Annotated in this window: 18 protein-coding genes and 1 pseudogene; 10 read left to right on the top strand and 9 right to left on the bottom strand. The window is 62.2% G+C overall.

Annotation, left to right across the window (positions count from 1 at the left end; translation table 11 throughout):
* Nucleotides 1-34: 34 nt before the first annotated feature.
* Nucleotides 35-1,095 (bottom strand): annotated as a pseudogene (locus tag AB5Y84_RS04055) (hypothetical protein).
* 310 nt (nt 1,096-1,405) lie between these two features.
* Between AB5Y84_RS04055 and AB5Y84_RS04050 the strand changes: the two are divergent.
* The 5 genes from AB5Y84_RS04050 (at nt 1,406) to dtd (ending at nt 7,304) form a co-directional block, all read left to right on the top strand.
* Entirely contained in the window at nt 1,406-2,839 is a 1,434-nt protein-coding gene (locus AB5Y84_RS04050) for a DUF2867 domain-containing protein (protein ID WP_368176423.1), read from the top strand.
* A 169-nt stretch (nt 2,840-3,008) separates the two neighbouring features.
* Complete coding sequence (locus tag AB5Y84_RS04045; protein ID WP_100652317.1) at nt 3,009-4,235, top strand: aromatic amino acid transporter; 1,227 nt, start codon at nt 3,009-3,011, stop codon at nt 4,233-4,235.
* A gap of 254 nt (nt 4,236-4,489) precedes the next feature.
* Nucleotides 4,490-5,731 (top strand): malic enzyme-like NAD(P)-binding protein, encoded by a 1,242-nt coding sequence (locus AB5Y84_RS04040; RefSeq protein ID WP_139399975.1) that lies wholly within the window; start codon nt 4,490-4,492, stop codon nt 5,729-5,731.
* Nucleotides 5,732-5,907: 176 nt separating this feature from the next.
* Nucleotides 5,908-6,780 (top strand): virulence factor BrkB family protein, encoded by an 873-nt coding sequence (locus AB5Y84_RS04035; RefSeq protein ID WP_005340664.1) that lies wholly within the window; start codon nt 5,908-5,910, stop codon nt 6,778-6,780.
* A gap of 86 nt (nt 6,781-6,866) precedes the next feature.
* The gene (gene dtd / locus AB5Y84_RS04030) at nt 6,867-7,304 is read left to right on the top strand and encodes a D-aminoacyl-tRNA deacylase (protein WP_005340662.1); all 438 of its coding nucleotides are present in this window, start codon (nt 6,867-6,869) and stop codon (nt 7,302-7,304) included.
* Here the strand turns inward: dtd and AB5Y84_RS04025 are convergent.
* A complete protein-coding gene (locus AB5Y84_RS04025; protein ID WP_005340660.1) occupies nt 7,293-7,973 on the bottom strand; it encodes a spermidine synthase in 681 nt (226 codons plus the stop codon). The genes dtd and AB5Y84_RS04025 overlap by 12 nt on opposite strands.
* A 51-nt stretch (nt 7,974-8,024) precedes the next feature.
* On the opposite strand from AB5Y84_RS04025, the gene AB5Y84_RS04020 reads away from it, so the two are divergent.
* A complete protein-coding gene (locus tag AB5Y84_RS04020) occupies nt 8,025-8,933 on the top strand; it encodes a bifunctional GNAT family N-acetyltransferase/hotdog fold thioesterase (protein ID WP_042081677.1) in 909 nt (302 codons plus the stop codon).
* 54 nt (nt 8,934-8,987) lie between these two features.
* Here AB5Y84_RS04020 and AB5Y84_RS04015 read toward each other — a convergent pair whose 3' ends face one another.
* The 4 genes from AB5Y84_RS04015 to gntU form a co-directional block, all read right to left on the bottom strand.
* Nucleotides 8,988-11,105 (bottom strand): AsmA family protein, encoded by a 2,118-nt coding sequence (locus AB5Y84_RS04015; protein ID WP_368176422.1) that lies wholly within the window; start codon nt 11,103-11,105, stop codon nt 8,988-8,990.
* Nucleotides 11,106-11,248: 143 nt separating this feature from the next.
* Nucleotides 11,249-13,318 (bottom strand): ATP-dependent DNA helicase RecG, encoded by a 2,070-nt coding sequence (gene recG / locus AB5Y84_RS04010; RefSeq protein ID WP_368176421.1) that lies wholly within the window; start codon nt 13,316-13,318, stop codon nt 11,249-11,251.
* Nucleotides 13,319-13,508: 190 nt separating this feature from the next.
* Complete coding sequence (gene pssA, locus AB5Y84_RS04005; protein ID WP_005342654.1) at nt 13,509-14,858, bottom strand: CDP-diacylglycerol--serine O-phosphatidyltransferase; 1,350 nt, start codon at nt 14,856-14,858, stop codon at nt 13,509-13,511.
* Between the two features lie 150 nt (nt 14,859-15,008).
* The gene (gene gntU / locus AB5Y84_RS04000; protein ID WP_005355418.1) at nt 15,009-16,349 is read right to left on the bottom strand and encodes a gluconate transporter; all 1,341 of its coding nucleotides are present in this window, start codon (nt 16,347-16,349) and stop codon (nt 15,009-15,011) included.
* 245 nt (nt 16,350-16,594) lie between these two features.
* Here gntU and AB5Y84_RS03995 point away from each other — a divergent pair, with 245 nt between their 5' ends.
* The 3 genes from AB5Y84_RS03995 to AB5Y84_RS03985 are packed head-to-tail and all read left to right on the top strand — an operon-like array spanning nt 16,595 to nt 19,548.
* The gene (locus AB5Y84_RS03995) at nt 16,595-17,104 is read left to right on the top strand and encodes a gluconokinase (protein ID WP_005340649.1); all 510 of its coding nucleotides are present in this window, start codon (nt 16,595-16,597) and stop codon (nt 17,102-17,104) included.
* On the top strand, nt 17,101-18,897 hold the full coding sequence (gene edd / locus AB5Y84_RS03990; RefSeq protein ID WP_021230776.1) for a phosphogluconate dehydratase: 1,797 nt from the start codon (nt 17,101-17,103) through the stop codon (nt 18,895-18,897). The genes AB5Y84_RS03995 and edd overlap by 4 nt, the downstream gene beginning before the upstream one ends.
* A 9-nt stretch (nt 18,898-18,906) precedes the next feature.
* A complete protein-coding gene (locus AB5Y84_RS03985; RefSeq protein ID WP_005342660.1) occupies nt 18,907-19,548 on the top strand; it encodes a bifunctional 4-hydroxy-2-oxoglutarate aldolase/2-dehydro-3-deoxy-phosphogluconate aldolase in 642 nt (213 codons plus the stop codon).
* Between the two features lie 84 nt (nt 19,549-19,632).
* Here AB5Y84_RS03985 and AB5Y84_RS03980 read toward each other — a convergent pair whose 3' ends face one another.
* On the bottom strand, nt 19,633-20,640 hold the full coding sequence (locus AB5Y84_RS03980) for a substrate-binding domain-containing protein (protein ID WP_076493932.1): 1,008 nt from the start codon (nt 20,638-20,640) through the stop codon (nt 19,633-19,635).
* A gap of 89 nt (nt 20,641-20,729) precedes the next feature.
* Here AB5Y84_RS03980 and AB5Y84_RS03975 point away from each other — a divergent pair, with 89 nt between their 5' ends.
* Nucleotides 20,730-21,380, top strand: a complete 651-nt coding sequence (locus AB5Y84_RS03975) for a Qnr family pentapeptide repeat protein (protein ID WP_368176420.1) — start codon at nt 20,730-20,732, stop codon at nt 21,378-21,380.
* A 131-nt stretch (nt 21,381-21,511) separates the two neighbouring features.
* Here AB5Y84_RS03975 and envC read toward each other — a convergent pair whose 3' ends face one another.
* Nucleotides 21,512-22,864 carry a murein hydrolase activator EnvC gene (gene envC, locus AB5Y84_RS03970; RefSeq protein WP_120416376.1) on the bottom strand — a complete coding sequence of 451 codons (1,353 nt, stop codon included), beginning with the start codon at nt 22,862-22,864 and terminating at the stop codon, nt 21,512-21,514.
* Between the two features lie 9 nt (nt 22,865-22,873).
* A complete protein-coding gene (gpmM, locus tag AB5Y84_RS03965; protein ID WP_005356867.1) occupies nt 22,874-24,403 on the bottom strand; it encodes a 2,3-bisphosphoglycerate-independent phosphoglycerate mutase in 1,530 nt (509 codons plus the stop codon).
* Nucleotides 24,404-24,478 lie beyond the last annotated feature (75 nt).

Raw genomic sequence — 24,478 nt, 5'->3', positions numbered from 1 at the left:
GTCAGCGACCAGGTTTGCCATGCGGGTGCCGGGCTCAGACCCGCAGATCGATCTGCTGCACCCAGCCTCCTTTACCCTGTTCGGTGAGATAGAGGCCGGATTGGCGCAGCACCCCCTGAGTGCCGCTCTCCCCCAGATGGTTGAAGGGGGTGTCGAGGGGGCGTAGCAGGATGGCGCCGATCCCCAGTTCGACCAGCGCGATAGGTGCGTGCTCCGGATGCCAGAACTGCAGGGCTGAAAACTGGCTATCCCCCTCATCCAGCACCCCGTTGCCATCCTCATCCAGGGTGGCCAACTCGCCGAAGCCATTGCCGGAGCGAGCACCAAACAGCTCGCCCCCATCGTCTATGGTGTCGTTGCCATTGCGATCCAGCGCCACAAAGCCGCTGCCTTCACTCAAGCCCGGCAGGCTATCCTCTTTGCCATCCTGATCAATATCGAAAGTGACCCGTGCCTCGGTCAGATCGGCAATCTTGCCATCCAGACTCAGCACCAGCGGATCCTTGAGGGCATTGAGGGTAGTGCGCCGCTGGCTCACCTCCAGCTGGCGCCAGTCGAGCACAAAGCCGAGATCGAGCTGAATAGTCTGACCATCCCGAGTCGCTACGCTGGCCGATGCCACCACGTTGAGCTGCTCCTGTTGCAGCAGGGTGTCTGTCACCTCCACCAGTTGATCCGGCTCGGCGGCCTGAGCTGCGGCTTCTCCTTGGTTCACCCCTTCGCCCCCCTCTTCGGTGGGCTTGATCGGCTTGGGCAGCTCGATTTCGTGGCCCAGCATAGCATCAATCATCAGCTTGATCAGTCGCTGGCGGTTATCCAGCCCGTCGTCGGGAATACCATCCTGCTCTTTGCCGACGTCCGCTGCGGGCGGGGCGGGAGGTGCTGCTGGCTGGCGGCCGATTGCCTCGCGGTTTGCAGCGTCAGGGCGCTGGTGAGGGTCTGGGTGCTGCTGCGTTCGCCGGCCGCTGCCGTGTTGTTGTCCTCCGGTGGATTGACGGCGGGTGGCACTGGCCCGAGGTTGCGCACCTTGCGGCTCTGGGCCTGTTGTTGCCGGTATTGCACCTCCCCCTGGAGGTCGTAGTGATCGATGCGCATATGATCGCCCTCGGCGCTATACATCTGGTCAGTTATCGACCAATTGATGAGCAGGGCTTAACACCAAATCGGACTAATCAGGGAGGTGGTTAGTACTAGGTTGCAAGGTGGCGGCGTGGCAGGATGGCAAGAGATTGGATGGTGGCGCTGTGGTTGAACATTTTCAGGTAACGCGGCGCACGCTGGCTGACAAGCGGCATCGGTGAGGATAGGGAGAATTACATGAGAAATTGTCTGGTGATGGACGTGGCGGGCTATGGTGGATTCCTGTCTGGCGCCCCTTGCATCAATGATGTTGAGGGTTGCACGCATGCGTAACTGTCTGGTGATGGGTGCGGCGGGCTATATCGGTTCCTATCTGGTGCCCCACCTGCAAACCCTGGGCTACAGGGTAATTGCCGGGGCGCGCCGTCCCTGCCGCTTGCCTGAGGGGGTGGAGTTTCGCCTCGCCGACAGCCTCAAGCCGATCACACTGCTGCCTGCGCTGGCGGGCATCGATACCGTCTTCTATCTGGTACATGCCATGGGGGCGGGGGCCGATTTTCACCGGTTGGAGCAGCAGGGGGTAAAGAACTTCGCTGCCGCCGCCCGTGCTGCCGGGGTGCGCCGTATCATCTATCTCGGGGCGATCCAGCCCGAGCAGTGCAACAGCCGCCATCTCAACTCCCGCCGCCACTGTGGCGAGCTGTTTCGCGAATCCGGCGTACCGACGGTGGAGCTGCGCGCCGGCATCATCATCGGGCCCGGTTCGGCGGCGTTCGAGGTGATGCGGGATCTGGTGTTCAACCTGCCGATGATGGTGACGCCCAAATGGGTGCGCTCGCGCACGCCGCCGATTGCGCTGTCCAACCTGCTGCACTATCTGGGTGGGCTGGTGGAAGCCGACGAGGTGGATGGCTGCATTTTCAATGCGGTCGGCCCCGAGCTGCTCAGCTATCAGCAGCAGTTGCAGAAGTTCGCCGCCCATATCGGCAAGCGCTGCCCCATCATTCCCATCCCGTTTCTGAGCCCGCGCCTCTCTGCCTGGTGGCTGCAGTTCGTCACTTCGGTACCGCAGCCGGTGGCCAAGGCGCTGGTGGGGGGTCTCAAGCACGATATTCCGGCCGATGATGGCCCGCTGCGGGCCCTGCTGCCACAGACTCTGCTCAGCTTCGACGAGGCGCTGGCGGAGAGTCTGGCGCTGGAGCAGAAGCTGGGTGCCGAACAGCAGGGGCAGGAGACGCCGCTCGGCCTGCGCTGGCGCCATCCCGAATATGGTTTCTATGACCGTACCGCCAGCGGCGAGGCCATCTGTCTCGCCTCTCCCGAGGTGGTGTGGCAGGTGTTGCAGCAGTTGGGGGGTGAGCAGCGCTACTTCTACATGAACGAGCTGTGGGTGGTGCGCGAATGGATGGATCATCTGATCGGCGGCCCGGCCCGCACCCGTGGCCGCACCAATCCAGATCGCTTCGTGAAGGGTGACATGCTCGACTCCTGGCAGATCCTCGGGGTGGATGAGGGGCGCAGGCTCGATCTCTTGTTCAACATGAAGGCCCCGGGCGTCGGGCGGTTGGAGTTCAACATCCTGCCGGAGGAGTCCGGGTTGACCCGCATCCGGGTCACCGCTCACTGGCACCCGCAGGGCGCCTGGGGGTTGGCCTACTGGCTCGCCATGCTGCCGTTCCACCTCTTTATCTTTCAGGGGATGACCGAGGCCATCGCCCGTCAGGCTGAGGCGAGGGCAGGTATCCCGGTGATGGATTAACCCCTCTTCACACCATCCCCGCTGATAGAGTGCCCCGTTCGGGGCACTTTTTATGCGGCGGCCATGCCCGGTTATGGCAGATAGTGGTAGGCGTCTCATGGCAAAGGCTGGCATCATGCCGCGGTCTTGTTTACCGCGGATAGATAATCAGTCAGAAAAAGAAGGGATTATGAAGAAAAAACCGTCAATTTTGGGGGGCGCCTGCATCATTGCCAGCGTCTGCGTGGGAGCCGGTATGCTCGGTCTGCCGAGTTCGGGGGCGGGGGCCTGGACCCTCTGGTCGGTGCTGGCGCTGACCGTCACCATGGTGATGATGACCCTCTCCGGCTGGATGCTGCTGGAATCCTTCCAGCACCACGATATGCGGGTCTCCTTCAATACCGTGACTCGCGAGCTGCTGGGGGAGAAGCTCAATCTCCTCAACAACCTCTCGGTCTACTTTGTTGGCGGCATTCTGCTTTACGCCTATATCACCTCCTCCGGTGCCATCCTGCAGGGGATACTGGGGATCGACAGCAAGCTTGCATCCGTGCTGTTCGTGGCGCTCTTCTCTGCGGTGGTGTGGCACTCGACTCGCGCCGTTGACCGTATTTCGGTGGTACTGATCGCCTTTATGATCCTCAGTTTCGCCCTCGGTGTGGCCGGTCTGCTCGGCAGTATCAAGCTGCCGACCCTGCTCGATCTGGCGGGCAGCGAGAGCCGCTACGCCCCCTATGCCATGGCGATGCTGCCGGTAGCGCTCACCTCGTTCGGCTATCACCACTCGGTGGCCTCCCTGCGTGCCTACTACCAGAACGAGCAGCAGGCCAGATGGGCCATTCTGGGGGGAACCCTGATCGCGCTGGCGCTCTACGTGCTCTGGCTGCTGGGGATCTTCGGCAACCTGCCCCGTCAGGATTTTGCCCCCGTGATTGCCAAGGGGGGTGATGTGAGCGTGCTGCTCTCCGCCCTCTCCGGGGTCATTGAATCGGAGAAGGTGGCCAGCGCCATCAACGGCTTCTCCATGGCGGCCATTCTCTCCTCCTTTATCGGGGTGGGGCTCGGGGTGTTCGACTATCTGGCTGATCTGTTCAAGTTCGACAACAGCCGCGCCGGTCGCTGCAAGACCTGGGCGGTCACCTTCCTGCCGCCGCTGCTGCTCTCCCTGCTCTTCCCGTTTGGCTTCCTGCTGGCCATCGGCTATGCCGGTGCCGCCGCCACCATCTGGACCTGCATTATCCCGGCACTGCTGGTGCTGCGCACCCGGGCGCGGGCCGAGCGGGGCGAAGTCACCCCCCATTTCGTCACCCCAGGCGGCAAGCTGATGGCTTGGCTGCTGATCCTGTTCGGATTGGCGACCGCGCTGTTCCACTTCCTGTCGATGGCAAATCTGTTGCCGGTCTATCTGGGCAACTGAGTCAGGTCTACAGCACTGACAGAAAGGGCGGCAAAGCCAACTTGCCGCCCTTTTTGCGCCATTTTTACCCCACGCAGCAGGATCTATAACTAAAGTGGTAGGTGTGAGTGGGGTAAGGTGCTGAAATAACTGGTCTGATCTGGCTGGCAGTAGCATGATCTGCTGGGCATGCTCAACGCTTTCTTTTATGATCCCCGCCCTTCTGTGTGCCCCCTGTCGGCACCTCATTTGCACCAACCACATCGGGGTCCCCCATGTCCGATCTGCGTCAAGAAGCACTCGATTACCACGCCCAGCCCGTACCGGGCAAAATTGCCATCGCCCTAACCAAGCCTGCCGAAACCGCCCGCGATCTGGCGCTGGCCTACAGCCCGGGTGTTGCCGAGCCGGTGCGCGAGATCGCTGCCAACCCGGCCGATGCCTACCGCTATACCGGCAAGGGCAACCTTGTGGCCGTCATCTCCAATGGCACCGCCATTCTGGGGCTGGGCAATTTGGGGCCGCTCGCCTCCAAGCCGGTGATGGAAGGCAAGGCCCTGCTGTTCAAGCGCTTCGCCGGTATCGACGCCATCGACATCGAGGTGAAGCACGAGACCAGCCAGCAGTTTATCGACACGGTGGCGGCCATTGCCGATACCTTCGGTGGCATCAATCTGGAAGATATCAAGGCGCCGGAGTGTTTCGAGATTGAAGAGGCGCTGATCGCGCGCTGCGATATTCCGGTGTTCCATGATGACCAGCACGGTACCGCTATCGTCACCGCCGCCGGGCTGCTCAATGCGCTGGAGATCCAGGGCAAGCTCATCAGCGACAGCCGCATCGTCTGCATGGGGGCGGGGGCTGCCGCCACCGCCTGTATGGATCTGCTGATTAAGTGCGGCGCCAGGGCGCACAACATCTTCATGCTGGATCGTCAGGGGGTGATTCACACCGGCCGCAGCGATCTCAACAAGTACAAGCAGCGTTTCGCCAACGAGACCCCGCTGCGCACCCTGATGGATGTCATCGAAGGGGCGGATGTGTTTGTCGGTGTTTCAGGCCCCGACGTGTTGCCCGCCGAAGCGGTCGCCCTGATGGCGCCCAATCCGGTGATCTTCGCCTGCTCCAACCCGGACCCGGAGATCAAGCCTGCGCTGGCCCACGCCGTACGCAGCGACCTCATCATGGGTACCGGTCGCTCCGACTACCCGAACCAGATCAACAACGTGCTCTGCTTCCCCTTCATCTTCCGCGGTGCCCTCGACGCCCGCGCCAGCCGCATCAACGATGCCATGAAGATTGCCGCGGTCGAGGCGATCCGCGCGCTGGCCAAGGAGCCGGTGCCAGCCGAGGTGCTGACCGCCGCCGGGGTGAGCGAGCTCGCCTTCGGCAAGGATTACGTCATTCCCAAGCCGATGGATGCCCGTCTGCTGCCGCGCGTAGCCCGCGCCGTGGCGCTGGCGGCGGTGGCCTCCGGCGTCGCCCGCATCGAGCTGCCCGCGGACTACATGCTGTAATCCGGCGTTGCAAACGGCCCCATAGCGGGGCCGTTTTGATTTCTGCTTCTGACGACAGCCAGAGACGCCATCCGGGCGACAGGTTGGGGCAGATGGAGGCAAATCGGGTTCAAAGGTGGTCAAACAGCGCTCTCCTCTGACACAATATTGCCACTATGACGCTAACGAGAATCAAGATGCAGCAGCCTGTCAGCGGCCGTTTGGCCCACGCCCTCTCCTTCTTGCGCCATGATGGTCGCCACTTCGCCCAGTTTGTCTGGGGCCGTTTCCAGCAGGACAGATTGACGGTTACCGCCGGTTATCTGGCCTATGTCACCCTGCTTTCACTGGTGCCGATGATCGCCGTGGTCTTTGGCATGATGTCCGCCTTCCCGGTGTTCCAGAGCCTCAAGCAGGCGATGGAGCAGTTCGTCTACCACAACTTTGTGCCGACTGCGGGAGACATGCTCAAGGAGTACATCGACGGCTTCGTCGCCAATGCCACCAACACCACGGCAGTGGGGATCGGGGCGCTGGTGGTGGTGGCGTTGATGCTGATCTCCGCCATCGACAAGAACCTCAACTACATCTGGCGTTCGACCCAGGGCCGCCCGCTGGCGCAGGCGTTTGCCATGTACTGGATGATCCTGACCCTGGGGCCCGTGCTTATCGGGGCCAGTATCGCCATCTCCTCCTACATCTTCTCGTTGCGGCTGTTTGGCGCCGAGAGCCTGTTCGGTATCGGTTATCTGCTGTTGCGCGGTTTGCCGTTCCTCTTCTCGGTGCTCACCTTCCTGCTGGTCTATACCGTGGTGCCGAACTGCAAAGTACGGCTGATCCACGCCTTTATCGGCGCGCTGGTAGCGGCGACCCTGTTCGAATTGGCCAAGCGCGGTTTTGCCATCTACATCACCAACTTCCCCTCCTATCAGGCCATCTATGGCGCGCTGGCCACCATCCCGATCCTGTTTGTCTGGGTCTATTTGAGTTGGCTGGTGGTGCTGCTGGGGGCTGAGACTACGGCTTGCCTCGGCGAATACGAGAAACCGGCGAGTGAGGAGCTTGGCTAAGACATCGCCTTGGCCACCGGTTTATTGGTAGCATCGACGACCGCCCCTGCGAGGGGGCGGTCGTTCTGTTTTCAAAGGAGAGGGATGTGATTGCATTGATTCAGCGGGTCAGCGAGGCCAGCGTGACTGTCGAGGGGGAGGTGACCGGCGCCATCGGTCAGGGGCTGCTGGTACTGCTCGGGGTAGAGCAGGGGGATGACGAGGCCAAGGCCGACAAGTTGCTGCATCGGGTCAGTGGTTATCGCATCTTTCCGGATCAGGAGGGCAAGATGAACCTGAATGTCAGCCAGATCGGCGGCAGTCTGCTGGTTGTCTCCCAATTCACGCTGGCGGCGGATACCAAGCGAGGGATGCGTCCCAGCTTCTCCTGCGGTGCTCACCCGAGCGAGGCCGAGCGGCTCTATGACTACTTCGTGGCCAAGGCTTCAGCCAGCGGCATCCCGACCGAAACCGGCCGTTTTGCCGCCGACATGAAGGTGGCGCTGGTCAACGAGGGGCCGACGACCTTCTGGCTACAGGTCTGAGGATGTTTCGTCCCGCGGTGTGACGTGGACGATCACGTTGATGAGCCCCGCTACCGGATAGGGGGTTGCCGGGCCAATCCACTGTTCGATCAGCGTCAGGGCGTGGGTTAGCTCAAGCGCGGTGCGTGGCAGCAGGTTGATCACCAGCGTGCCGCAGAGGCGGGGAGCCAGCGCCCGGTAGAGTCGCTCCTGAAACAGCAGCAGCGGGTTGCCATCCTGACTGAAGAGATCGAGCAGGATGAGATCGTACTGCTGTTCGCTCTGCTCGAGAAAGGCGAGGGCATCGGCCTGATGGAGTGCCGGAGCGGCGCGTTCATCGCTCTCCTGATGCTGGAAAAACTGCTGATAAACGGTCAGCACCTCTTCGTCGAGGTCGACGCACTCGTGGCGGGCATCGGGCCAGCGTTGGCAGAGATGGCGAGTGAGATCGCCGCCACCCAGCCCGAGTTCGAGGATCTGCTCAGCCCGCTCCGGCAGCAGGCAGGCGATGACCCGCTGATGGGGCAGACAGAGGGTCGCGGGGTCGGCGAGCGACATGGCGGATTGCACCACGCCGTCTATCTCCAGCCAGCGGTGCTGGTCATTTTCCTGTACCGTGAGGCGGCGCTGGGGTTTGACGCTGAGGTGCAACAAGTGATCGGCTTGGTACGCTTGCAGATTGAAGTCCATGAGTTTGCACGGCAAGATGGTTTCCGACCAGTGTAACTCAAGGATGAAACTATGTACCGGGTAGTCACCCCTCAGACAGTCGCCGAGCTGGATGCCTACTACCAGTTGCGCTGGGAGCTTCTGCGTAAGCCCTTCAATCTGCCCGTCGGTTCCGAGCGGGACGAATACGACACGGTCGCCATTCACCGGCTGATGCTGGCACCCGATGGCACCCCCATCGCTGTGGGCCGCCTCTTTATCGGCGGCGACGAGGCGCAGATCCGCTTTATGGCGCTGCGTCCCGAATATCGCGGTCAGGGGCTGGGCGCCAAAATGGTGGAGGACCTCGAAGAGCTGGCCCGCAGCGAGAAGGTGAAACGGCTGGTGATGAACGCCCGTCAGGAAGCGGTGGAGTTCTATCGCAAGTGCGGCTTTCTCGAAGTGGGGGGCGGCCCCGTCTCCTTTGGCCGGATTCCCCATCGCCAGATGATCAAATCCCTGAGCCCGTTGCAGACTATCCAGTACCGGCCGGAGTGGTGTCAGGATCTCACCACCCGCTGGTCGCGCGGGGTACCCATCAGCGAGAAGATGGGGATGCACATCAGCCACTACGACGGCCAGACCTTCCATCTCAAGGCCAATCTGGCGGCCAACTTCAACGTGCATGGCAGCATGTTCGCTGGCAGTGTCTACAGCCAGTGCGTGCTGGCGGGCTGGGGGCTGATCTGGCTGCAGCTTAAAGAGGAGGGGCTGGTGGGCGAGCCGGTGCTGGCCGAGAGCACCATCAAATATCATGGCCCGGTCGATGAAGAGCCCGAGGCGCGGGTGGCCCGCGAGGGGATGCCCGCCGTGCTGCAGCCGCTCAAACGGGGGGAGCCTGCCACCTTCAGCCTCAAGATCCAGCTGTTCAGCGGCAGCAAGCTGGCGGCGGAGTTCTGCGGTCACTACGTGGTGCAGCCGCCCCGCCGTCCGGGCCAGTAACCGCGTCGTTTCCCCATCAAACAACAAGGCCTCATCATGAGGCCTTGTCTGTTTTTACCCTTGCTGGCTGTCGCTTGTCTGCCCGGTTTGGGTCTGCACTTGGGCCTGGTTTTGGGCTTTCGTTGCGGGAGCCGGTCGCCAGAGCGGGGCGCTGTTGCCTTGCGGCGGATAGCGTACTCCCACTTCCCAGCCGCAGGCGTCCTGCTTCTGCGGGAAGCTCCAGGCCAGTGTGGGTTCCGTCAGCGGCCCGCGCCACTGGCCGAGCAGCTCGGCGCAGCGGTTGCCATTGAGGATCCCCAGATCGAGCTGCCACTGCTCGTTGACCAGATCGATCCCCCCTTGCAGCGCCAGCAGATGGGTGATGGTGGAGGCGCCCGCCTGCTCGACTTGTAGTTGCCCCTTGTCGATCTTGCCCTGCAGCTTGATGCGGTAGAAGGGGGTGTCACCCTCCTGCATCGCCTGCCACAGCTGATCCGGCGTCAGGGTGGGCGGGGTCGCCCCCTTGAACCACTCATCCAGCAGCGGATCTATCTTCACCTTGTCCCAGAACGGCTCGTCGGCATCGAGGGCAAAGCTGCCCTGCAGGGTCTGGCGCCACTCGCCCGCCGTTTTGCCCTGTTCGGCTTGCAGGTCGGCACTCACATCCGCCTTGCCGGCGAAGGAGACCGGAGAGTGGAATATCTTGCCCCACTGCTGCAGATCCAGCTTGGTTGCCTGCAACTGCAGGCGGCTGCTCTGGCCCGGCTCGCGGCCCCACTGGCCACTCAGGCTGAGGGTGCCCTCATCCGGCAGCGAGCTGGTGAGTTTGCCCAACTGCCACGAGCTGGGGGTCAGCTCCCCATCCAGCTCGCCGTTACGGGCACTGAGGCCATCCCACACCAGCTCGAACCACTTGCTCTCGATGCGGGCGCGGCCGAGCAGCGGGCCGGGCTGGTTATCGCGCAGGGCGAGATCGCTCAGATAGAGCTGCCAGCCGGTCAGCGACAGGGGCAGGGTATCGTCGAAGGAGAGCACCTTGAGCTTGTCGAACGCCAGCTTGCGGATATCCACCTGCTGCGGGCGCCAGCTCTGCCAATCCTGCCACCAACCCTGCGGCAGGCTGATATCCATGCCGCTCAGCGCCACGTCTTTCAGGGTCAGCTTCTGCTGCTGGCTATCGAGGGAGAGCTCGACATTGAACTCCCCTTCATAGGCCTTGCCCTGCAGTTCGCCGTCGATCTGCTGGGGCGAGAAGGCGAGCTTGCCCTTGATCTCCTCCAGCTGGAACAGGCCACGGCCCATGTCGCCCAGGGTGCCGCTCAGATAGCCGGTGGGCTGGCTGCCCGCCTGCCAGTTGAAGGCGGTGAGCTGGCCGCTGAAGTTGTTGAAGGAGAGCTCCTGATTGATGTCGTTGAGGCTGACACCGTCCAGCTGACCGCGATCCAGCGACACCCTTTGCAACGGGAAGCGCTGCGGGAAGCCTTGCTGTGTCAGATCCCCCAGCTCCACCCGCATGCCGCGCGCCTTGAGATCGTGCAGTTGCAGGGTGCGAGCGGGCCAGTCCAGCACCATGCCGGTCTCCAGCAGACCGTCGAACAGGTTGGTCACCAGCTTGTCGGTGCGCAGCACTTCTCCTTCCAGCCGTCCTTGCAGGTTGAGACGGGCGAAGGTGAACTGCGGAGTCTCCAGCTGGCCGATATTGAGGCTCAGGTTGGCCTGTGGCTGTCGTTTCGGGTCGATCAGCTCCCAGTCGCTCAGGGTGGCGTTGAGACCGCGCAGGGTCAGCTCGGGGCTTTCCAGACTGAGCCGGTCTATGGTGCTGTCACTGATGGTGAGAGAGTGCACCGGCAGGTTCGGCAGCTGGTTGGGCAGCGGCAGCTTGATGGCGGGACGAATCAGATCGAGATGGGCGATGCGCACGTCGCGGCTCAGCCAGTCGATGCTCTCGATCTCCAGATAGATCTTGTCGAGGGAGACCGCATCGCCGTAGTGCACCTGCTCCGCCAGCAGGGTGTAGGGGTGAAGCGGGTTGAATACCAGCCGCCCTATGGTGACCGGCACGCCGGTCTGCTGGCTGATCCAGCTGGCGATGGGGCCTTTGGCGCGCTCGGCGTCGAACAGGCCGAGGGCAACCCAGACAAATAGCAGCAGGAAGGCGAAGGTGTAGAGCAGGCCGCGTAGCCAGGAATTCATAAGTGCTTTCCTCCTGTTTTGGGATTGGTTGTCAGGCGTTTGAGTAGTGGTCTCGCAGACCGAGCCAACGGCGAATCAAGGGTTCGACATGACTCGGATGCCTATCCATAAGGAGATGTGCCCATCTTCTGCATCTACCTCGATCAGGCATTGGAATAGTGATCCCGTAAGCCGAGCCAACGGCGAATCAAGGGGTCGACATGACTAGGATGCCTATCCATAAGGAAGCGTGCCATCTTTTGCACCTGCGGAATAAGCGGCTGATCCCGCACCAGATCGGCGATCTTGAGGTCGGCCAGACCGGTCTGGCGAGTGCCGAGCAGTTCCCCCGGGCCGCGCAGTTCCAGATCGCGCTGGGCGATCAGGAAGCCGTCGTTGGTCTCCCGCAGCACCCCGAGCCGGCTCTGGGCCGTTTTGGACAAGGGGGCATGATAGAGCAGCACGCAGTGAGAGGCCACCGCACCCCGGCCAACCCGGCCGCGCAGCTGGTGCAACTGCGCCAGCCCGAGCCGTTCCGGGTTCTCGATAATCATCAGGCTGGCGTTGGGCACATCCACCCCCACCTCGATGACGGTGGTGGCGACCAGCAGTTGCAGTATGCCTGCCTTGAACTCCTCCATCACCCGCTGTTTCTCCACCGGCCGCATCCGGCCGTGCACCAGCCCGATATGCAGACCGGGCAACAGGTTCTGCAGCTCGGCAGCGGTATCCTCGGCAGCCTGGCACTCCAGCACCTCCGACTCCTCGATCAGGGTGCAGACCCAGTAGGCCTGCTTGCCCTCGGTGCAGGCGAGTTTGACCCGCTCGATTACATCGCCGCGACGGCTGTCGGGCAGCGCGACTGTGGTGATGGGGGTTCGGCCCGGCGGCAGTTCGTCGATGACCGAGGTATCGAGGTCGGCATAGGCGGTCATCGCCAGGGTGCGGGGGATCGGGGTGGCGGTCATGATGAGTTGATGGGGATGCACCCCTTCCCGCTCCCCTTTCTCGCGCAGGGCTAGGCGCTGATGCACCCCGAATCTGTGCTGTTCATCGATGATGACCAAGGCGAGGCGCTGGAACACTACCTGCTCCTGAAAGATGGCGTGGGTGCCCACCACCATCTTGACGCTGCCATCGGCGATGGCGGCCAGCGACTCTTCCCGCGCCTTGCCTTTCTGTTTGCCCGCCAGCCAGCCGACTCCGATGCCGAGCGGCTCCAGCCACTTGGCGAAGTTGATGGCGTGTTGTTCCGCCAGCAGCTCGGTCGGCGCCATCAAGCCCACCTGACAGCCATTGCCGATAGCCTGCAGGGCGGCCAGCGCCGCGACCAGGGTCTTGCCGGAACCTACGTCACCCTGCACCAGCCGCATCATGGGGTGGCTTTGTTGCAGATCCTTACTTATCTCCGCTACTACCCGGCTCTGGGCGCCGGTGGGCTTGAACGGCAGGGCGCCGAGCAGCTGTTCAACCAGCGCAGGCGCAGGTTTGAGGGCGCGGGCCAGCTGGGTTTGCGCCTGAGCACGCACCTTGAGTACCGAGAGGTTGTGAGCCAGCAGCTCCTCCAGTACCAGCCGCTGCTGGGCCGGATGCTGGCCGCTTTCCAGCAGCGGCAGCGCTACCGAGGGGGGCGGGCGATGCAGCAGCTTCAGGGCGGCGGCCAGTTCAATCTGATGGGGATAGAGGCCAGCGGGCAGCAACTCCTCGACGCCGTAGAGGTCGAGCTGGGCCAGCGCCTGATCGGTGAGGTTGCGCAGGGTGAGCTGGCGCAGCCCTTCGGTGGTCGGGTAGACGGGGGTGAGCGCCTCTTCGGTCTGGCCTGCCTGCTCCTCGCCGAGCAGCTTGTACTCGGGGTGAGCCATCTCCAGCCCGTATTTGCCGGGGCGCACCTCGCCAAAACAGCGGATCAGACGGCCCGCCGCCAGACTGTTTTTCTGGGCGGCGGTGAAGTTGAAGAAGCGCAGGGTGAGGGTGCCGGTGCCATCGCTGATGCGACAGACCATCATGCGGCGGCGCCCCATCACCAGCTGAGTGTCCTGGATTTCGCCCTCGACAGCGCCGTGCAGGCCGGGCGGCAGATCGCTGATGGGCCACACCTGGGTGCGGTCCTCGTAGCGCAAGGGAAGGTGGAACAGCAGATCCTGTACCGTGGCCAGCCCCAGCCGCTCGAGCTTCTCCAGCATCTTGCTGCCGACACCCTTGAGGCTATCGAGAGGAATTTTATCCAATTTCATCAATTAGATGCCCGAAAACACTGTAAATATGTCCAGATGATAGGGGTTGTTGAGGGGCCGATGCAAGCCGAGTTGCTGCTGGCAGGGCTGTCAAGGCGGGGGAAACGGCGGATATAACAAAGGCCTGCCGAAAACGGGAGGCCTTTGTGCGGCTGCCAACAGGCAAGGTGCGGGCGCATGGCGCCCAAGGTCAGATGATGCGTTTAAGCAGCAAATGGGCCTTGACCCGGTGGATCCGTCCCAGCAGCTTGCGCACCTGTTCCGGGTAGTCCTGGATCTGTTCCACCTGATCGAAGTGGCTGATCCGCTTGGTGTTGGTCAGGATGTTCTCCCGCTCCGCATTGAACTGGGGACGCAGCAGGTGGCGACGATCGTGTACCAGCAGGCCGTTCTCCAGATCCAGCGCCCAGGCGCGGGGGTTGAGGTTGTTGCCGGTGAGCAGGGCCCACTCGTCATCCACGAAGATCCCCTTGAGATGGTAGGAGTTGCGCTCGCAACACCAGAGCATCAGGTTGAGGCGACCGTCATCGATGTGACGCTGGTTGCGCTCGGCAAACTTGCGCAGGTTGGTCTCGTAGAGATAGGGCAGGCCACCGATAGTGGAGAACTTCTCTTCCGGCGGAATGAAGAAGTCGTTGGCGGTCTTGTCGCCCACTACGATGGTGACTTTGCAACCGCGCTGCAGCAGATCCTCGATATCCTTGCTCAACTCCTTGGGCGGGTTGAAGTAAGGGGTGCAGATGAAGATCTCCCGCTCGGTGGCACGTACCAGATTGCGGATCATCAGGTTGAGCTGGTTGTTGCGCTTGCCCAGACCCACCATGGGGGTGACGGCCACCTCCTGGGTGTTGACCGGCATGGTGCTGAAGCGGTACTGGCTCTGGCGCAGGTTCTGCTTGAAGCGGCGGATCGGCCCCTTCAGCTGTTTGGCGCTGGGGATATCGCTGTGATCCAGTCGCTGCACCGCGTCGCTCTTCACGAACAGGTCATCCACATAGTTGACCATGCTGCGGGCCAGCTCCGGGCTGGTGATCTGGTGATAGCGATCGAAGCGGTAGCGATCCTGCTGGTGCAGGTAGATGTCGTTGAGGCTGGCACCGGAGTAGAGCACCACATCATCGAAGATGAAGCCCTTGAGGTGGAGCACGCCGAGCAGCTCGCGCCCTTTGACCGGCACGCCGTAGATTTCGATCTGGTGCTCGTGTTCGGCAGCCATGGCCTGATACATCAGGTGGTTGCCGCCCTGCTTGCCTTTGCCGATCAGGCCGCGCTGGGCACGGTGGAAGTCGACGAACAGCTTGATGTCGAGGGCCGGATTGCGCTGCTTGGCGGCGTAGAGGGCGGAGAGGATCTCCCGGCCTGCTTCGTCATCCTGCAGATAGAGAGCGACCAGATAGATGCGCCGGGTGGCACTGGCGATAAGCGCAAGAATGCGGCGTTTGAAATCCTGGGCGCTGTAGAGCACTTCAAACTGATCCGCTGCGACGGCGATCTGGGGCAGGCGCGCCAGCAGTTGTCGATAATGGGCCGATGAATGCATAGATAAACCTGAAATCACGGGGTTAAGCGTTCCACTCGGAGCGATGAATAGGCGATTCTAGCAATCTCGCCCTCTCAGCCAAAGAAAGAATCATCAGAAAGATGAAAAAGGCCTCACGAGTGAGGCCTTTTTGTCAGCATTTCGCCCTTGTCAGAGGAAGCTGTAGATGATCATCGCCATCACGCCGCCGGTGGTGCCGATGATGGTCTCCATCACGGTCCAGGTCTGCAGGGTCTGCTTCTCGGTCAGGCCGAGGTAGCGGTTGGCCAGCCAGAAACCGGAGTCGTTGACGTGGGAGAGCACGATGGCACCGCCGCCGATGGCGATGGTGACGGCCGCCAGCTGGGCGCCATTCAGGCCGAGCGGCTCCAGCATCGGCAGCACCAGACCGCAGGCGGTCAGCATGGCGACGGTGGCAGAGCCCTGAATCACCCGCACCGCGGCGGCCAGAATGAAGGCCAGCGCGACGATGGGCAGACCGGAGTCGGCCAGCATGTTGCCCAGCGCGGCGCCTACGCCGGAATCAACCAGCACCTGCTTGAAGACGCCACCGGCACCGGTCACCAGGATGATGACACCGGCGGGCTGGATGGCGCTGTTGCAGACGCTCATCACCTCGTCGCGGGACATGCCACGGCGAATACCCAGCAGATAGAAGGCGGCCAGACAGGCGACCATGATGGCGGTGAAGGGGTGACCGATGAACTCCAGCCAGTTGTGCAGGGTAGATCCCGCCTCGACGAAGCGACCGACGATGGTCTTGAGGCCGATTAGCAGCAGCGGCAGACCGATGAGGCCCATGGCCAGCCCGAAGGAGGGCAGGGATTTGCTGTCATCGTGAACGCTGTTCTGGGCATCGGCAGGCAGCGGTACATCGACGATCTTGCTGATGAAGTCACCGAACAGCGGGCCAGCCAGGATCAGCGCCGGTACGGCAGCGATCAGACCGAACAGGATCATGTAGCCGAAGTCGGCACCCAGTTGGGATGCCACCAGGATCGGGCCCGGCGCCGGGATAAGGAAGGCCTGGCAGGTGGCGATACCGGCCAGCAGGGCGATACCGATCTTCACCACGCTGCCGCCGCCACGACGGACGATGGCGAAGGCGACGCCGATCAGCAGCACCACGGCCACGTCAAAGAAGAGCGGCAGGGCGCAGACAAAGCCGGTCAGGGCCATGGCCCAGTTGGCGCGCTTGACGCCAAACTTGCCGAGCAGGGTGTGAGCCACCCGGTCGAGGGCACCGGTCACTTCCATCACCTTGCCGAACATGGCGCCTAGCGCCACCACCACAGCGACGAAGCCGAGGGTGCCGCCCATCCCTTTCTGGATGGTGTTGGCGATGTCGGCCGGGTTCATGCCAGCGGCGAGACCCGCCACCATGGAGACCAGGATCAGGGCTACCACGGCGTGGAGCCGGGCCTTCATCACCAGGAAGAGCAGCAGCACAATCGAGCCGGCGGCTGTCATGATCAGGGAGAGGTCAGACATTGTTATGCGTTCCTTTTTCCAAGTTCAGTCGTGACACCTTGCCGATCCGTCGGCAAACCATATCTTTATGATTTATTTAGATTTATGGCAAGGGCTCAACATCATATGCCCAGGTGACTATGGGTTTGCTCAGTCTGTGGCAGACTTCACATTTTCAATCGTTACCGGTAACATGTTACCGGTAACGTGTTAGATTAGAACCCATCAACAGCTGGTTTTTTGAAAAGTGGGACAGAGGTCAAATTATGGCGGGTAAGTGTATTATCGTGATGGGTGTGTGTGGTAGCGGCAAATCCAGCGTGGGTCTGAAAGTGGCCGAAGCGCTGGGCGCCAAGTTCATCGATGGTGATGACCTGCACCCCAAGGCCAACATCCAGAAGATGGCTGGCGGCAACCCCCTCAACGATGAGGATCGTGCCCCCTGGCTGGAGCGGATCCGCGACGCCGCCTACAGTCTCGAGCAGAAGAACGAGACCGGCATCATTGTCTGTTCCGCCCTCAAAAAGAAGTACCGCGACCAGATCCGCGAAGGCAACGAGTCGGTCAGCTTCATCTTCCTCGATGGCAGCCAGCCGCTGATCCTCGAGCGGATGCGTGCCCGCAAGGGCCATTTCATGCGTGAAAGCATGGTACAAAGTCAGTTCGATACTCTGGAGCGCCCGGATGGCGAAGCCGGTGTATTCCACATTGATATAGACGGCACCTTCGAACAGGTGGTTGACCGCGCCGTCACAGCATTGGAGCAAGCCCAATGATTCATCAGGTAATTTCCGACGTCACCGCCCGCATCCGCGAGCGCAGTGTCGCCCGTCGTCAGGCATTTCTGGCCCGTATCCAGCGTCAGGCAGAGCAGGGCAAGACCCGTGCCGCGCTGGCCTGCGGCAACCTGGCCCACGCCGTGGCCGCCTGCAGCAGTGACGAGAAGGGTCGTATCCTCGATATGACCCGCGCCAACGTCGGCATCGTCACCGCCTACAACGATATGCTGAGCGCCCATCAGCCCTATCAGGGCTATCCGGATCAGATCAAGGCGGTACTGGCCGAGCTGGGCCACAGTGCCCAGGTCGCCGGCGGCGTGCCCGCCATGTGCGACGGCGTGACCCAGGGTCAGCCGGGGATGGACATGTCCCTCTTCTCCCGCGACCTGATCGCCCAGGCGACCGCGCTGTCGCTCTCTCACAACACCTTCGACGCCACCCTGCTGCTCGGCATCTGCGACAAGATTGCTCCGGGTCAGATCATGGGGGCCCTCTCCCACGCTCACCTGCCGACTGCATTCGTACCGGCGGGCCCCATGGCGAGCGGCATCAGCAACGACGAGAAGGTGAAGGTGCGTCAGAAGTACGCCGCCGGTGAAGTGGGCCGTGATGCCCTGCTGGAGATGGAGTGCGGCGCCTACCACGCGGCAGGCACCTGCACCTTCTACGGCACCGCCAACACCAACCAGCTGGTATTCGAGGCCATGGGCCTGATGCTGCCGGGCTCCGCCTTTGTGCACCCGCATAGCGAGCTGCGCCGCGCCCTGACCGCCGAAGCGGCCCGCCGCATCAGTGCCATGATCCCGGGTTCCCCGGCCTATCGCCCGTTGAGCGAGGTGCTGGACGAGCGCTCGCTGGTCAACGGTCTGGTGGCCCTGCTCGCCTCCGGCGGCAGTACCAACCACAGCATCCACATGGTGGCGCTGGCCCGCGCGGCCGGTTTGGTACTGACCTGGGATGACATCAGCGATCTCTCCGACGTGGTGCCGCTGCTGGTTCGCATGTACCCGAACGGCCCGGCCGATGTGAACGCCTTCGAACAGGCAGGCGGCGTGCCCGGCCTGATGCGCCGTCTGGCGCAAGAGGGGCTGATCCACATGGACGCCACTCCGGTCTTTGGCGAGATGCAGGATTACCTCAGCCGTCCGGCACTGGTCGATGGTCAGCTGGTATGGCAGCCGGTGGGCGAGAGCGGCGATGCGAGCGTGTTGTCGCCTTCCGGCAGCGTATTCCAGGCCACTGGCGGCACCAAGCTGCTGGCGGGCAATCTGGGCCGCGCCGTGGTCAAGGTCTCCGCCGTGGCTCCCGAGTATCGGGTGATTGAAGCACCGGCGCGGGTCTTCTCCTCCCAGCATGCGGTGGAAGCGGCCTACAAGGCGGGTGATCTCAATCAGGATGCCGTGATCGTGGTGCGCCACAATGGCCCGGCCGCCAACGGTATGCCGGAGCTGCACAAGCTGATGCCGGTGCTCGGCAACCTGCAGAAGGCGGGTTACAAGGTGGCGCTGGTCACCGATGGCCGTCTCTCCGGTGCCTCCGGCAAGATCCCGGCCGCCATCCACGTCACCCCGGAAGCGCTGCACGGCGGGGCCATTGGCCTGCTGGCCGACGGCGATCTGCTGCGGGTTGATGCGGTAAACGGCAGCCTCGACTGCCTGACCGATTTGAGTGGCCGTACCCAGGCCGAGATTGACCTCACTCTGGAACAAGAGGGGTGGGGTCGTGAACTGTTCAGCGTGATGCGTCGCGCGGTATCGAGCGCCGAGTGTGGCGCCACCATCTTTGACTAAGGAAGAGCTATGCAGAACTGGAAAGTGACCCCGGCCGAGGTGTTTGCCGCCTCCCCGCTGGTACCCGTGATGGTTATCAACGAGCTGGATCAGGCCCTGCCGATGGCCAAGGCGCTGCTCGACGGCGGCATCTCTGTCTTCGAAATCACCCTGCGCACCCCGGTGGCGCTCGATGCCATCGCCCTCATTGCCAAGGCGATGCCGGATGCCATGGTCGGTGCCGGTACCGTGCTCAACTGCGAGCAGTTTGACGCAGCCGTTGCTGCCGGTGCCCGCTTCGTCATCTCCCCGGGCATGACCCCGGCACTGCTGGCCCACGCGGCCAAGAGCACTGCACCGCTGATCCCGGGTGTGGCAACTCCGTCTGAAGTGATGCAGGCGCTGGAAGCGGGTTATGACCATCTGAAGTTCTTCCCGGCCGAAGCGAACGGCGGCACCAAGGCGCTCTCCGCCATTGCCGCGCCGCTGCCCCAGGTGAAGTTCTGCCCCACCGGCGGTATCGGCCCGAAAAACGTGGCCGACTATCTGGCGCTCAAGTGCGTCGCCACCGTCGGCGGCTCCTGGATGCTGCCGGCCGATGCGGTCAAGAGCGGCAACTGGGAAGAGGTGACCCGCCTCTCCCGCGAAGCGGTTGAGCTGGTTAAACGCTAAGCGTCAGTTGTGCAGAAAACCAAACAGGCCACCCTCGGGTGGCCTGTTTGCTATCAGCGTGACTTAAGTGGGTGAGGGAAGGGATTACCCCAGACTCTCCCCGACATAGAGGGAGAAGCCGATATCCTTGCGGGTGTCGGGTTGGGATTGGCCGTTGAGACGCGCCAGCAGCATGGTGGCCGCCTCCCGGCCGATCGCTTCCCGCGGGGTGGCGATACTGGCCAGTTTGGGGGTCATGGCGTGGCCGATGTCGAGAGCGTTGCAACCGGCGATGGCGATCTGCTGGGGCACCGGGATCCACTTTGCCTGACACTGCAGCAAGGCGCCCACCGCCAGGTCATCGTTGGTGCAGAACAGGCCGTCGAGGTCGGGATAGCGTACCAGCGCCTGATCCAGCAGCTCGCCCCCCAGGGTGAAGCTGGAGGATTGTTCGGTCAGCAGATGCTGGCCGGTGAGGCCGAAGTCGGTCATCGCCTGATAGTAACCCTCCATCCGCAGCTGGGTGCGCACGTCGAGCCGTGCCCCCAGATAGACCACCTTGCGTCGGCCCCGGCGCAGCATCTCTGTTACCATGGCCCGGGCCGCGGCTCTATGGTCCATGCCGACCACCATGTCGATGGGGGTTTGCGGTAGATCCATGGTCTCCACCACCGGAATGCCGGCGGTGGCGATCATCTTGCGGGTGCGCTCTGTGTGCTGGCTGTCGGAGAGGATCAGCCCATCCACGTGATAGGAGAGCAGGGACGCGACCTGCTCCTCCTCCCGCTCCGGGCTGTAGCCGTAGTGGGCCAGCAAGGTCTGGTAACCGGCCGGTCGGGTTACCGACTCGATGCCATGGATCACCGCCGAGAATACCTGGTTGGAAAGTGAGGGGATCAGGATGCCGATCGCCTTGCTGGTCGCGTTGGAGAGAATATCCGGCGCCCGATTGGGGATATAACCCAGCTCTTCCACTACAGCTGCGATCCGCTCGCGGGTCCCCTCCGCTACGGTCTGCGGGTCGCGCAGATAGCGGCTGACAGTCATCTTGGTCACGCCGGTCTGGTCGGCGATATCTTGCAGGGTGGGGCGGCGCTTGCGGGTGGGGCTCATAGGGGTGTCCAGGGTGGATGTTACATGTAACATTACCGTTTTTGGCGGATAAAGTCAGCATATGAAGCCGTTTTTGCAGGAGTTTTCCGATGATCAGAGGCAAGCAGTTCGTGGATGTCCGGTTCGAGCAACAGGATGTGGAGGGGGAGCAGTTCTCGGAGTGCCGCTTTATCGGCTGCAATTTCTCCTGGCTGGATTTGAGCGATAGCCGCTTCATCGACTGCAGCTTCTACGATCGGGAGAGCGAACGGGGCTGCCTGTTGCAGGGTTGCGATCTGCGCGAGGCCAGCTTCCTGCGCTGCGATCTCACCATGGCCGATTGCAGCCGCACCCAGTGTCTGGGGTTGGAGATGCGCGACTGTCAGGCGGTCGGTATCAACTTCAGCCACGCCAGCTTCGCCAACCAGATCACCGCCAAAAGCTACTTCTGCGAGGCCCATCTGACCGGCAACAACTTCAGCTACGCCAGCTTCGAGGGCTGCCTGCTGGAACAGTGCGAGCTGACCGGCAACCGCTGGCAGGGGGCCAACCTGTTTGGTGCCTCGCTGGCGGGTTCCGATCTCAGCGGCTCCGAGTTTGGCCAGATTGACTGGACCAGCTTCAAGCTGCAGGGCTGCGATCTGCGCCAGTGCGACCTGCCGGGGCTGGATCTGCGCCGGGTCGATCTGCAAGGGGTGCAGATCAACGAGGATCAGCAGCAGACCTTGCTGGAGCAGATCGGTCTGGTTGTCTTCCCCTGAGCCGAGCGAAAAATTAGGTAATTTTTCATCAAATGGGGCCGACAGTGGGGAGGGCGCTCCTGAAACGACAAAAGCCTGCGTGATGCAGGCTTTTGCTAGTGAGCGTGTGATGGCTTGTCGGCTGGGTTGACTCAACCCTTGGCCAGCCATTTGGTTGGGTTGATCGCCTCGCCCTGATAGCGAATTTCGAAGTAGAGGCCCGGTCTGTCCTGACCGCCACTGTCACCGACCAGCGCCACCGGCTCACCCTGTTCCACATTCTGGCCAACTTGGCGCAGCAGCGACTGATTGTGACCGTAGAGGCTCATGTAGCCCTTGCCGTGGTCGATCACCAGCAGCATACCGAAGCCGTCGAGCCAGTCGGCGTAAACCACTTGTCCCGGTGCGACAGCCTTGACCTGGGTTCCTTCGCTGGCGCCGATCAGGGTGCCTTTCCACTTGAGCTGGGCGGTGCGCGGTGAACCGTAGGAGATGAGGATCGGTCCCTGCACCGGCCAGCGCAGGCTGCCATTGGTCTTGAGACCACTGTAGTGACCGGCACTGCTGATGCCCGAGCCGCGCTCCGGTTTGCTGCTGGCTACCTCTTCGGCCGGTTCTGCCGGTTTGACGGTTTTGTTCTGCTGGGCGGCGAGTCGTTGTTGCTCGGCGCGGCGCTGTTCGGCCAGCTTGCGCTGACGCTCCTGCTCCGCTTTCAGCTTGGCCAACCGCTCCCGCTCGGCCCGTTCACGGCGTTCCTGCTCTTCTCGCTTGCGGCGCAGCTCCTCCAGCCGAGCTTTCAGCGCTTTCTCCGCCTTGACCAACTTGGTGAGCTTCTGCTCGTCATCCTGTACCGACTGCTGCAACTGGTTGCGCACCTTGGCCCGGCTCTGCTGGCTGGCCAGCAGGGTCTGGTGATGCTCCTGCTGTTCGGCAAGCAGGGTCTGCAGTCTGGTCTCGGTCTCTTTGGTTGCCTGCTGGTTTTTCGCCAGCTTGTCACGGGTGACGCGCAGGGCGTCGATGGCCTCGATACGGGCCTTGTTGAGGTAGTCGTAGTAGTCGAGTGAGCGGCTCAGTTTGGCCGGATCCTGCTGATTGAGCAGCAGTTTGAGGTAGTCGTGGTTGCCCGCTTGAAAGGCGCTCTCCGCCTGCTTGGCCAGCAACTGCTTTTGATGTTTGGCTTGAACTTCCAGCGCCAGCTTGTCTTTTTGCAGGGTCGCCAGCGTCTGCTGGTTCTGCTTCAACTGCTGCCTGGTCTGGTTGAGTTTGGCGGCGGCGGCTGAGATGGCCTGCTCGTCAGCCTTGAGCTGGGTATTTAGCTTGGCAAGCTCCTGCTTGCTGAGCTTGATGGTCTGCTGTTGTTCCTTGATCTGGGACTGCATGGTCCCCAGCTGCTGATTGGCGGCCAAAGCCGGTGTGCTGGCGCCAAATGACAGGCAAAAAAACAGCGCGCCGGCCAACAGGCCGACGCGACTGGTTTTCTGTGAAATAACTTCGCATCCCCGCATGGGGAAGGATTATTTCAGAATCATCAGGGGCTTGCCAGTCATTTCCGGCGGCACCGGCAGACCCATCAGGGTCAGCATGGTGGGGGCCAGATCGGACAGTTTGCCACCTTCAACTACCTCGGCTTTGCGACCGAAATAGATGAGCGGAACCGGCAGATTGGTGTGGGCGGTGTGGGCCTGACCAGTCTCTTCGTCCAGCATCTTCTCGGCGTTACCGTGGTCGGCAGTGATCAGGCACTCGCCACCCACTTCGGCCAGGGCGTCGGTCACGCGACCGATGCAGTGGTCAACGGCTTCACACGCTTTGACGGCGGCATCGAACACACCGGTGTGACCAACCATGTCGCCATTCGGGTAGTTACAGATGATGACGTCGTACTTGCCGCTCTTGATGGCCGCAACCAGCTTGTCGGTCAGCTCTTCGGAGCTCATTTCCGGCTGCAGGTCATAGGTCGCCACTTTCGGGCTGGCCACGATCTCGCGATCTTCGCCGGTGAAGCAGGACTCTTCGCCACCGTTGAAGAAGAAGGTGACGTGAGCATACTTCTCGGTTTCGGAGATGCGCAGCTGGGTCTTGCCCTGCTTGGCCAGCCACTCACCCAGGGTGTTGACCAGAGCGGTCGGCGGGTAGGCACAGGCAGTTTTGATGTCGGCCGCGTATTCGGTCAGCATCACGAAGTTCAGCTTCGGCTCGACTGCACGGGCGAAGCCGGTGAAGTCGGTGTCAACGAAGGCGCGGGTGATTTCACGGGCACGGTCGGCACGGAAGTTCATGAAAATCAGCGCATCGCCATCTTCCATCGGTGCAGCTTCGCCGATGCGGGTGGCTTTGACGAACTCGTCGTTCTCGTCGCGAGCATAGGCGGCAGCCAGTGCTTCGGTGGCGCTCTCGGCGGTGAACTCGCCCTTGCCCTGGGTCATCAGGTCATAGGCTTGCTGCACGCGATCCCAGCGATTGTCACGGTCCATGGCAAAGTAACGACCGATCATGGAGGCGAAACGACCTTTGCCCAGCTTGGCGAACAGGGCGTCGAACAGCTCGATGGAGGACTGGGCGGAGCGCGGCGGAACGTCACGGCCATCCAGGAAGGCGTGCAGATAGATCTTCTCTGCGCCACGCTTGGCAGCCATTTCGATCATGCCCATGATGTGCTCTTCGTGGCTGTGTACGCCACCCGGGGACATCAGACCCATGATGTGAACGGCTTTGCCGTTGGTCACAGCAGCGTCAACAGCCTTGGCCAGCTCGACGTTCTGGAAGAATTCACCGTCCTGGATGTCTTTGGAGATGCGGGTCAGCTCCTGATAGACGATGCGACCGGCACCGATGTTGACGTGGCCCACTTCGGAGTTGCCCATCTGGCCATCCGGCAGACCGACGTCCAGACCGGAGCCGGAGATCAGGGTGCTGGTGTAGTCACGGGCCAGACGATCGAGGTTGGGAGTCTTGGCGGCAGCGACGGCGTTGTGCTCTTGCTTGGTGCTGTAGCCCCAACCGTCCATGATGACCAGAACCAAAGGTTTCTTAGCTGTTGACATAAGACTATGTCCTCTCGGATTGGAAAAAATGCGGGAAATGAAACTAGCGTAATATTACTACATCTGCCGAAATAG

Origin of the sequence: Aeromonas sp. s11 (assembly GCF_040907945.1) — a bacterium.
GTDB classification, from domain to species: Bacteria; Pseudomonadota; Gammaproteobacteria; order Enterobacterales; family Aeromonadaceae; genus Aeromonas; species Aeromonas veronii.
The sequence above is the reverse complement of the archived record's forward strand: the minus strand, read 5'-3'. Positions and strand labels throughout refer to the sequence as shown.